Source organism: Salinisphaera sp. (genome assembly GCF_035690525.1).
Lineage (GTDB): Bacteria > Pseudomonadota > Gammaproteobacteria > Nevskiales > Salinisphaeraceae > Salinisphaera.
The window spans coordinates 1-9,629 of the sequence record NZ_DASSKM010000177.1 but is presented as its reverse complement, the minus strand read 5'-3'; the positions used below and the strand labels follow the sequence as shown (position 1 = coordinate 9,629).

The 9,629-nt window shown below is 63.7% G+C and carries 9 protein-coding genes; 4 read left to right on the top strand and 5 right to left on the bottom strand.

From position 1 onward, the window contains the following. Positions 1–551, top strand: a 551-nt coding sequence (locus tag VFJ08_RS13475; RefSeq protein ID WP_324997738.1) for a restriction endonuclease subunit S, incomplete at its 5' end; no start/stop codon positions are given. A 21-nt stretch (positions 552–572) separates the two neighbouring features. Continuing rightward, on the top strand, positions 573–1,670 hold the full coding sequence (locus tag VFJ08_RS13470; RefSeq protein ID WP_324997737.1) for a hypothetical protein: 1,098 nt from the start codon (positions 573–575) through the stop codon (positions 1,668–1,670). A gap of 41 nt (positions 1,671–1,711) precedes the next feature. Here VFJ08_RS13470 and lysA read toward each other — a convergent pair whose 3' ends face one another. Genes lysA through VFJ08_RS13450 form a run of 4 tightly spaced genes read right to left on the bottom strand, consistent with a single transcriptional unit; the run spans position 1,712 to position 5,252 of the window. Continuing rightward, positions 1,712–2,977 (bottom strand): diaminopimelate decarboxylase, encoded by a 1,266-nt coding sequence (lysA, locus tag VFJ08_RS13465; protein ID WP_324997736.1) that lies wholly within the window; start codon positions 2,975–2,977, stop codon positions 1,712–1,714. Then, a complete protein-coding gene (gene lptM, locus VFJ08_RS13460; RefSeq protein ID WP_324997735.1) occupies positions 2,977–3,210 on the bottom strand; it encodes an LPS translocon maturation chaperone LptM in 234 nt (77 codons plus the stop codon). Before lptM ends, lysA begins: the two co-directional genes overlap by 1 nt. 52 nt (positions 3,211–3,262) lie before the next feature. Next, positions 3,263–4,117, bottom strand: a complete 855-nt coding sequence (gene fghA / locus VFJ08_RS13455; RefSeq protein WP_349257017.1) for an S-formylglutathione hydrolase — start codon at positions 4,115–4,117, stop codon at positions 3,263–3,265. Between the two features lie 25 nt (positions 4,118–4,142). Beyond that, positions 4,143–5,252: an S-(hydroxymethyl)glutathione dehydrogenase/class III alcohol dehydrogenase gene (locus VFJ08_RS13450; protein WP_324997734.1), complete on the bottom strand. Its 1,110-nt coding sequence runs from the start codon at positions 5,250–5,252 to the stop codon at positions 4,143–4,145. 177 nt (positions 5,253–5,429) lie between these two features. Here VFJ08_RS13450 and VFJ08_RS13445 point away from each other — a divergent pair, with 177 nt between their 5' ends. Next, positions 5,430–6,086 (top strand): alpha/beta fold hydrolase, encoded by a 657-nt coding sequence (locus VFJ08_RS13445; protein WP_324997733.1) that lies wholly within the window; start codon positions 5,430–5,432, stop codon positions 6,084–6,086. 24 nt (positions 6,087–6,110) lie between these two features. Continuing rightward, positions 6,111–6,686: a DedA family protein gene (locus VFJ08_RS13440; RefSeq protein ID WP_324997732.1), complete on the top strand. Its 576-nt coding sequence runs from the start codon at positions 6,111–6,113 to the stop codon at positions 6,684–6,686. A gap of 32 nt (positions 6,687–6,718) precedes the next feature. Here the strand turns inward: VFJ08_RS13440 and VFJ08_RS13435 are convergent. Then, positions 6,719–9,629 (bottom strand): translocation/assembly module TamB domain-containing protein (locus VFJ08_RS13435; protein WP_324997731.1); only part of this gene is annotated, 2,911 nt, incomplete at its 5' end.

Sequence of the window (9,629 nt, the reverse complement as noted above, 5' to 3'; positions counted from 1 at the left end):
CGACTGGGCCGTTTGGGTCAATGGTTCACAAGAGCGATTATATGACGGGCGGCGTACCACTAATCAATCCTTCACATATGATTTCGGGGGTTATTCGCGAGGACGCCTCCGTTAGCGTCTCTAATGAAAAAGCCACGACGCTTTCGAGCTACGCGCTCGCAGAGAACGATATTGTAATGGCGAGGCGCGGCGAAGTGGGAAGATGCGCGTTAGTCAACGAGCGCGAGGATGGCTGGTTATGTGGAACCGGCAGCTTTGTATTGCGCTTCCATGAACAAGTAGATCGATATTTCGTGTTGAACTTATTTTTGACACAGGAAATACGTAAGTATCTCTCTGGAAACTCTGTCGGCACGACTATGACAAATCTGAATCACGGGATTTTGAACAAACTACCGGTAGCGGTGCCGCCTAGTTCAGAGCAAAAACGCATCGTCAAAGAAATCGAGAGACTCGTCGCTGTCTGCGACCATCTCAAAGTCCGCCTGAACCAAGCCAGCGAAACCCGTCGCCAACTAGCGAGCGCCGTCGTCGAACAAGCCATTTACTAACCACGAATCGCTAGCTCCTTCATGGCCATCGAACAAGGCATCTGGAAAATCGGCGACAAGCCGGTAAAGCTCAAGCCCGTGGGCATGGCCGACGAATCGTTACTCGAGGAACAGGTGATGCACGACATCGCCATTCTCGACGCGGACTGGCTGCTGATCGGCCGGCAGGTGCGCACCGATTTCGACAAGTTCATCGATCTGTTGGCGCTGGACGGCGACGGCAATGTCATCATCATCGAACTCAAGCGCGACAAGACCCCGCGCGAGGTCGTCGCGCAGGCGATTGACTATGCTTCGTGGGTCGTCAATCTGGACGAGTCGCAGATCGGCGAGATCTATCATCAGTTCGCCCGGATCTACGAGCGACCGCACGATTCGCTGGAAGCGGCCTTCAAGGCCCGCTTCGGAGTGGCGCTCGATAGCACCGACATACAGCTCAACCGCGCACACCAGATGGTGGTCGTGGCCACCAAGCTCGATGCCAGCACCGAGCGCATCATCCATTACCTGAACACGCACGCCGATATCGCGATCAACGCGCTGTTTTTTGCCGCATTCCAGGACGGCGGCAATCATTATCTGAGCCGCGCATGGATGATTGCGCCCGAAGACAACCGTGAGCGGGCGGCTAGCCATGCTTCAGCGAAACACGCCTGGAACGGCGAATATTATGTGTCGTTTGGCGATAACCGCTCCTGGGCCGACGCACGGCAGCTCGGGTTCATCGCGGGCGGTGGCGCGCTCTGGTACTCGCGAACCCTGGCCATGCTGTCGGAAGGCGACCGCGTATGGGTGAATATTCCCAAGACCGGGTTTGTCGGCGTCGGCATTGTCACGGGCGAGCGTATCCGCGCCGACCAGGCGCGCTTTGATACGCCGGACGGCCGCAAGGCACTCGACGAATCAACGCTGCAGGCGCCCTATCCGCAAGTTGATCCATCGCGATCGGACGAAGACGCCGAATATCTTGTGCCGGTGGCATGGATTCATACGGTGGACCGGGAGCACGCCGTGAACGAAGCGGGATTGTTCGGCAATCAGAACACCGTCTGCAAGCCGAAAACGCCGAAATGGGACCATACCGTGAAGCGGTTGCAACAGGCGTGGAACATTTCTTGAGCGACAGGTAGCCGAGGCTCTTGTCGGCGCTCCAAACAAGGTCAGGCAAACGGCAACCGCCGCTCGCCGCGCATGAGATCGGCGACGGTTTCGCGGGCGCGGACTTCGTGCATTGTGTCGCCGTCCACGATGATTTCCGCGGCGCGCGGCCGGGCGTTGTAGTTGGAGGCCATGGTGAAGCCGTAGGCGCCGGCGGTACGCACGGCCAGTAGATCGCCCTCGGCCAGCATCAACTCCCGTCCCTGGGCGAGAAAATCACCGGTTTCGCAGATCGGGCCGACGATATCCCAGGCGCGGGTTTGGCCGTCGCGCGCGTTTTTATTGACCGGTACAACTTGATGCCAGCCGTCGTAGAGCGCCGGGCGGATGAGGTCGTTCATGGCCGCGTCGACCACGGCGAAATGTTTGTCGGTATCGGCCGCGCCGGGCTTGAGCAGTTCCACGCGGGTGACGAGGATGCCGGCGTTGGCGGCCAGCACGCGGCCGGGCTCGAGGATGAGTTTTAGATCGCGATCAGCCAACATCTCGGCGATCGCGCGGCCGTATTCGGCCGGGGTCGGCGGCGTTTCATCGCGATAGCACACGCCCAGCCCGCCGCCGACATCGATATGCGAGAGCTCGATACCACGGGCGGCGAGCCGATCAACCAGCGCCAGAATTCGGCCCACGGCATCGCGAAACGGCGCCAGCGTGATCAACTGCGAACCGATATGACAGTCGACGCCGATCGGACGCACACCGGCCATTTCGGCCGCCTGCGCATATAGCGCTTCGGCGCGCTCGATGGCGATACCGAACTTGTTCTCTTTGAGGCCGGTGGAAATATACGGATGGGTCTGCGCGTCCACATCGGGATTCACGCGCAGCGAGATCGGGGCCGCGGTGCCCAGGCGCCGGGCCACGGCATCGATACGCGCCAGCTCGGCTTCGGATTCGACGTTGAAGCAATGGATGCCGACTTCCAGCGCGCGCTCGATCTCGTCGATACGCTTGCCCACGCCCGAGAAGACAACCCGCGCCGGGTCGCCGCCGGCGGTGATCACCCGTTCCAGCTCGCCGACCGAGACGATATCGAAACCGCTGCCCAGATCGGCGAGTACACCGAGCACGCCGATGTTGCCGTTGGCCTTCACCGCGAAGCAGATCTCGTGATCGATCCCGGCGAGCGCGGCCTCGAACACGCGATAGTGGCGGGTCAGCGTGGCCGCGCTGTAGACATAAGTCGGCGTGCCGAAACGTGCCACGATATCGGCCACCGGCACGTTCTCGGCGTGGAGCGCGCCGCCGCGGTAGTCGAAATGATCCATTAGCGCGCGGCGCCGTCCGAAGCGGAATCACTCGACGACGACACCGAGGCGTCGGAAGCGCCGCCGTGGTCTTGATCCGGCGATTGTTGCGCGTTTTGATCGGCCGGCTCGAGCAGCGGCTTGGGCGGGTTCGGGTTATGGCCCGGCAGATAGAGCGCGCCTTTCTGACCGCAGCCGCCCAGGGCGAAGCCGGCGGCCACAACGACAAACAGGGCCAGGATCATGGGCTTCATGCACGGCACTCGCGTTCCGGGTATCGGCCGGCCAGTCTAACCCGAGCCGCCTTCACACGCCCATGTACCGAGCAAGGAATCGCAGGTGCTCGCCGATGAAGGTGGCGATGAAGAAATAGCTGTGATCGTAGCCATCCCGCCGCCGCACCTCGACCGGGGCGCCGGCTTTCTCGGCCGCCGCCTCCAGTCGCTCGGGCTTCAATTGCTCCTCCAGAAAGCCGTCGGCCAGCCCCTGCTCGAGCAGGATCGGCGGCAACGCAGCGCCGTTTTCGGCGTGGCTGATCACGATACTGGCGTCGTACTCCCGCCAGGTCACGCGATCGTCGCCGAGGTAGGCGGCAAAAGCCTTCTCGCCCCAGGGCACCGCCACCGGATTGCAGATCGCCGAGAACGCCGAAATGGCGGCGAAACGATCCGGATTGCGCAGGCCGATGACCAGCGCACCGTGGCCGCCCATGGAATGGCCGGCGATCGCCTCGCGCGACAGATCCAGCGTATCGCCGAACTGTTGGCCCAGCAGTTCCGGCAGTTCGGTGACGACATAGTCGTACATACGGTAATGACGCGACCACGGCGATCGGGTGGCGTTGACGTAAAAGCCCGCGCCCTGACCGAGATCGTAGGCATCCTCGTCGGCGACCTCCGCGCCTCTAGGGCTGGTGTCGGGCGCGACGATCGCGATGCCGAGCTCGGCGGCCACGCCCTGCGCGCCCGCCTTGTTGACGAAGTTTTCGTCGGTACAGGTCAGCCCCGACAGCCAATAGACCACCGGCACGCGCGCGTGCTCGGCGGCCGGCGGTAGATACAGCGCGAACGTCATTTCGCAGCCGCAGACTTTGGAGGCATGGGCGTAGCGCCGCTGCCAGCCTTCGTGCGATTTATGTTCGTCGATCTGTTTCACGTCCATACAGAACTCCTCGACGCGCGCGTACTTAAAAATGCAGGACCGAACGAATCGATTTGCCTTGGTGCAGCAGGTCGAAGGCCTCGTTGATCTGTTCGAAGGGGAGATCGTGGGTCACGAAATCGTCGATGTTGATATCGCCCGCCATATAGCGGCCGACATAGCCGGGCAGTTCGGTACGGCCCTTGACGCCGCCGAAGGCGGAACCGCGCCAGACGCGGCCGGTTACGAGCTGGAAGGGCCGGGTCTCGATCGTTTCGCCGGCCCCGGCCACGCCGATGATGGTCGACTCGCCCCAGCCCTTGTGGCAGCACTCGAGCGCGGCCCGCATGACATCGGTGTTGCCGATGCACTCGAACGAGTAGTCCACGCCGCCGTCGGTCATATCGATGATCACCTGCTGGATCGGGTCGTCATGGTCGGCCGGATTGACGAAATCGGTGGCGCCGAGCTGGCCGGCGAACTCGAACTTGTTCGGGTTCACGTCGATGCCGATGATCCGTTCGGCGCCGATCATCTGCGCGCCCTGGATCACCGACAGCCCAATCGCGCCCAGGCCGAACACGGCCACGCTGGAGCCGGGCTCGACCTTGGCCGTATTGTAGACCGCGCCGATGCCGGTGGTGATGCCGCAGCCCAGCAGACAGACCTTGTCCAGCGGCGCCTCGGGGCTGATCTTGGCCAGCGCGACCTCGGGCACGACGGTGTATTCGGAGAACGTCGACGTGCCCATATAGTGGTACAAGTCGCGGCCATTCTTGGAAAAGCGGGTCGTGCCGTCGGGCATCAAGCCCTGGCCCTGGGTCTCGCGCACCGCGCCGCAAAGATTGGTTTTGCCGGACCGGCAGAACTTGCATTCGCCGCATTCGGCGGTATACAGCGGAATTACGTGATCGCCGGGCGCCACCGAGGTCACGCCCGCGCCGACTTCCTCCACGACGGCCCCGCCTTCGTGGCCCAGAATGCGCGGAAAGAAGCCTTCCGGGTCCTTGCCGGACAGCGTATAGGCATCGGTATGGCAGACACCGGTGGCCACGAGCCGCACCAGCGCTTCGCCGGCCTTCGGGCCGGCCACGTCGATTTCCTCGACCGACAACGGCTTACCTGCTTCCCAGGCGATCGCGGCACGTGACTTCATGGGAACTCCAGACGACTGAGGTCGTTGTTTTGTATATGGCTGCGCCCGATACTATCGCAACTGACCATAGCGTCCCATGCCTGCGAGACACGGCCCGCCGCACGCGCCACATCGATCTTGCATGTCGTTCATCGGCTGGCCAGACTTCGCCATCGGCATTTCCCGACGGACACGACCATGCTCGACTGCGTTGTAATTCAGCCGCCGTTCGCGGCCACCGCCAGCGTCGTCTGGCTGCACGGCCTGGGCGCCGACGGCAACGATTTCGTGCCCATCGTTCCCGAACTGGGCCTGGGCGAGCAGCACACGGTACGCTTTGTGTTTCCCAACGCACCGCAGCGGCCGGTCACCATCAACAGCGGCATGCATATGCCGGCGTGGTACGACATCGCGGGCGTGGATCTCGCCGACAAGCAGGATCGCGCGGGCATTCAGGCCAGCGCCGCCGAGATCGAGGCGCTCATCGCCCGCGAGATCGAAGCCGGCATTCCCGCGCATCGCATCGTGCTCGCCGGATTTTCCCAGGGCGGCGCGGTCGCCCTGCACACCGGATTGCGCCACGGCGCCTCGCTTGCCGGTATCATGGCGCTTTCGACCTATCTGCCGCTGCACGACGCGTTGGCCGCCGAGGCCGGCGATGCCAATCGCGGCGTGCCGATTTTCATGGCCCATGGCAGCGAGGACCCGGTCGTGCCGCTCACACTCGGCCGCGACAGCCGGGATCTGCTGGTCAAGCTCGGCTACACGGTCGACTGGCACGAGTACCCCATGGCCCATCAAGTTTGCTTGCCCGAGATCGCGTCCATCGGCCGCTGGCTGCGCGAACGCCTGTAGCAAGACAACGAGGCATCCTAGCTCATGATCGATACGCTCTGGCATCTGATCGCGGAATACGGCTATTTCGCGGTCGCGGTCGGCTGCTTCTTCGAAGGCGAAGTCTCGATTCTGCTGGGGGTGTTGGCGGCCAACAACAGCATACTGACCGAGCACGGCGTCTGGCTGGCGGCCATGATCGGCACGCTGCTCGCTGATAATGTCTGGTTCCATATCGGCCACAAAATGGGCCGGCCGGCGCTGGCCAAACGCCCGCACTGGCACGCCCGCGCCACCCGGATCGAAGCGCTGTTGGAACGCTACGGCCCGGTCGTGATGATCGGTTTCCGCTTTGTCTGGGCGATGCGCTCGCTCACGCCGTTCGTGCTCGGTTCGCTCGGCGTCTCGCCGTGGCGATTTCTGTTCTACGACTTCATCGGCACGCTGATCTGGTCGACCGCCGTGACCATCGTCTCGCATTACCTGATCCATGCCATCGGCCGCGCGATCAACCATATCCAAAACGTGGAACAGGCGCTGCTGGCGCTGGTGATCGTGTCCGCCGGCCTAAGCTGGTTGGTCTGCTATCTGCGCCGGCGCTCGCGCCAGAATCACGATTGAAGCCGGCCGTCTAGCCGGAAGGACAAAGACTGCTACCGATCGAATTTCCAGACGATATCGCCGCCGGTGGCCTCGCTGCTCGACGAGGTCTCGAGCGTCCAATGCGAGGACAGCGTATAGCGCAAGGTGACCGTCGACACCTGATCGAACAAACCCAGGCCGTAACCGACATACAGCTTGGGTGACAGGTACTTGCCCACCGTGAGCGCGGCCTCGCTGCTGCTCTGACCGGCGCCGGCGCCGATGCCCACGTTGTCCAGCCCCAGCTTGTCGCCGATGTTCTGCAGCACCTTGTTGCCGCGCGACGAGCCCAGCGCCAGGGCGGCGCGGGCGACCAGGCTGGCTTGCTGGCCGTTGGTGGAATCCAGCGGCCGACCGAGCAACAGCCACGAAAGCTGCTCGGACTGGCTCATGGGCGGGTCCGAGAACAATTCCAGCTGTGGATTACTGATACTGCCGCGCACGTGTACCCCCACGGTCACATCCTCGGCCGGGTAGCGCGCCGCCTTGATATCCAGCCCGGGCTCGCTGACCGGGCCGCCCGCGAACAGAATCTTGCCCTTCTGGATGTCCAAACTTTGACCATAGGCCTGATAGGAGCCGTTGGTGATATGGATGGCGCCGGTGCCGGTCGGTATACCGCCCGGCTCCTGCACGACCCGTAGCTTGCCGTTCAGATCGGCCTTCAGGCCGAAGCCGTCGATATGCACTTTCTTGCCGAGAATCACGCTCACATCGGCGTGAATGGCGCGCGCCGCGGCCTCGGTCGTACTGGTTTGGTCGGTGACGATGATCTGGTCGGACGAGGCCGTGGTCATCCCCGAAGCCGGCAGATTCTTCGGCGTGATCGAGGCCTCGGGAATGGTCACGCTGCCGGTCACATCCACGCTCGAGGGTGTGACCGCGACTTTGAGATCGGGGCTGACATAGGCCGTGACGTCCGGAATATGGACAATCTGGAAATGATCGCCCTGGATCGCCAGATTGATGGTCTGGCCCTGATCGGCCAGCGAAATATCGCCGTTGGCGCTGAGCGTGCCGCCGCCGGATTTGGCCGCCGCGGTGATGCCGATCGAGTCGCCCCGGCCCTGGGCCGCGAGGCTCACGTCGGTCAGCGTCAGGCCCGGCGTGACCAGCACGAGCTTGGATGCATCGAGCCCGATATGACCAAGCACGCTCGGTTTGGCGAGCGTGCCGCCGAGTTGCAGGTCGCCGGCGAAACGGCCGTCGAAGGTATCGACTTCGGGCGATAGCTTGGTGATGAAATCCATCGAGGTCAGGCTGATGTGCAACCGGCCGTTCAACGGGTGTTTCATCAAGCTGCCGGGCCCGGCGGCGATTGTGGCCTGTGCGCGGATGCCGTCGCTGCCGGCCAACGGCAGATCGACGTCCGCATCCAGCCCGTTATCGGCGATGCGCGCCTGAATATGGCCCGGCTGCATGTCCAGCACCTTGACGGTCTCGCCCCGGGGGTTGGTCATGCTGACAGTGCCCGCCGAGGTCTGCAGATTCACGCTGACCCGGGCCGAGCCGCCGGTGGGCAGCTGCGCGTCGACCTGGCCGGAAACCGAACCCGTCACGGCCAGGCCCTCCGGAAAGAAGCGCTTGGCGTAGTCGTAGTTGAAGTCGGACAGTTCGATGTGCGCGCGGCTGGTCTTGGCGTCGTGATTGGCCGTCAGACAAAGACGCGCGCCGCCGGACGTCAGGCAGGCATCGTCGATCGACTGGGCCTGCGCCGAAACCGCGCCGGAGGCCGGCGAGGCCAGCGACCACGGCGCCAGATCCTGATAGCCGGCGGTCAGACGGCGCAGCGTGAACCGCTCGCGATACGTCTTCTTGTCCAGCGCGCCGGTCAGCGCCAGATCGACCTGGGCCATATCGCTGTCCAGATTCAGCGACAGCCGGTGCGAGGCCGGCGTGCCGTCCAGATTCAGCGTCACACGGCGGATTTTCTGGCCCGAGGCCTCGATACCCTCGACCGCCAGATCCACATTGGATTGGGTGGCGCCGGACCAGTCGATATTCGCATCCAGGTCGGCCGCCTCGACCTTGTTGCCGTAGGCGTCGAGGTTGCGCGCGCTCAGCTTGGCCGTGACGCTCGGCGCCTTGAACCGGCCCGAAACACGGCCTTCGGTGTTCAGGCTGCCGGCCAGCCCCGGCATGATCGTCGACAGATCGGTCGAGTGGATCGACCAGCGGCCGTCGAGCTTGGCGCCGGGCGTCCAGCCGAAAGTGCCGTTGATATCGGCCGTGGCCGCGCCGGAGACCAAATGCAAGGTGTCGACCTTGATATGATCGCCGAGATACTGCGCTTTCGCCTTCAGATCCAGCGGCTGGTGCCGTAGGCTGCCGTGCGCGCTCAGCGTCTTCAGATCGGCATGAATCTGCTGCCCGACCCGGGTGGCGGTGAGATCGACTTCGAGATCGAAATCGCCCGGCACGTCGGCGACGATCGCGCTTGGATCGATATGGCTGCCTTCCAGATGCGCGGCCACATCGAGCTTGGGCGACCACCGCGCCCGGGCGTGGCCGGTGATATGGCCGGGCCCGCCGGAGATATCCAACGATTTCAGATCGAAGGCTTTGCGGCTGCCCGAGCCGCTGACGGCGAGCTTGCCCTGGGTCTGGCCGACCACCTGCCAGACCAGATCGGTATTCAGGTCGTAGTTGTCGAGGGTGCCGGTAAGCCGGACCGTGCCGTGATCGGATTTGTACGACGGTTCGGACGACAGCGGCCAGGCCAGGCTCGACCAGTCCACGGTCAGGTCCATCTTGTTGCCGGCGGCCATGGCGACCTGGCCGTTGGCGGTGAGGCGGCCGTTGGTGGCCGGCACGCCGATCGTGAGGTCCTCGATGCCGATCGCCTCGGGCGTATAGTGCAATCCGCCGTTCAGGGTCGCCTTGCCGTAGTCGGCGCTGTCGACGCGGGCCGACAGCTGCACG

What these genes read in the sequence shown, in the direction of transcription:
- VFJ08_RS13470 (WP_324997737.1), top strand. Translation starts at nt 573, where the DNA reads ATGGCCATCGAACAAGGCATCTGGAAAATCGGCGACAAGCCGGTAAAG.
- lysA (WP_324997736.1), bottom strand. Translation starts at nt 2,977, where the DNA reads ATGGATCATTTCGACTACCGCGGCGGCGCGCTCCACGCCGAGAACGTG.
- lptM (WP_324997735.1), bottom strand. Translation starts at nt 3,210, where the DNA reads ATGAAGCCCATGATCCTGGCCCTGTTTGTCGTTGTGGCCGCCGGCTTC.
- fghA (WP_349257017.1), bottom strand. Translation starts at nt 4,117, where the DNA reads ATGGACGTGAAACAGATCGACGAACATAAATCGCACGAAGGCTGGCAG.
- VFJ08_RS13450 (WP_324997734.1), bottom strand. Translation starts at nt 5,252, where the DNA reads ATGAAGTCACGTGCCGCGATCGCCTGGGAAGCAGGTAAGCCGTTGTCG.
- VFJ08_RS13445 (WP_324997733.1), top strand. Translation starts at nt 5,430, where the DNA reads ATGCTCGACTGCGTTGTAATTCAGCCGCCGTTCGCGGCCACCGCCAGC.
- VFJ08_RS13440 (WP_324997732.1), top strand. Translation starts at nt 6,111, where the DNA reads ATGATCGATACGCTCTGGCATCTGATCGCGGAATACGGCTATTTCGCG.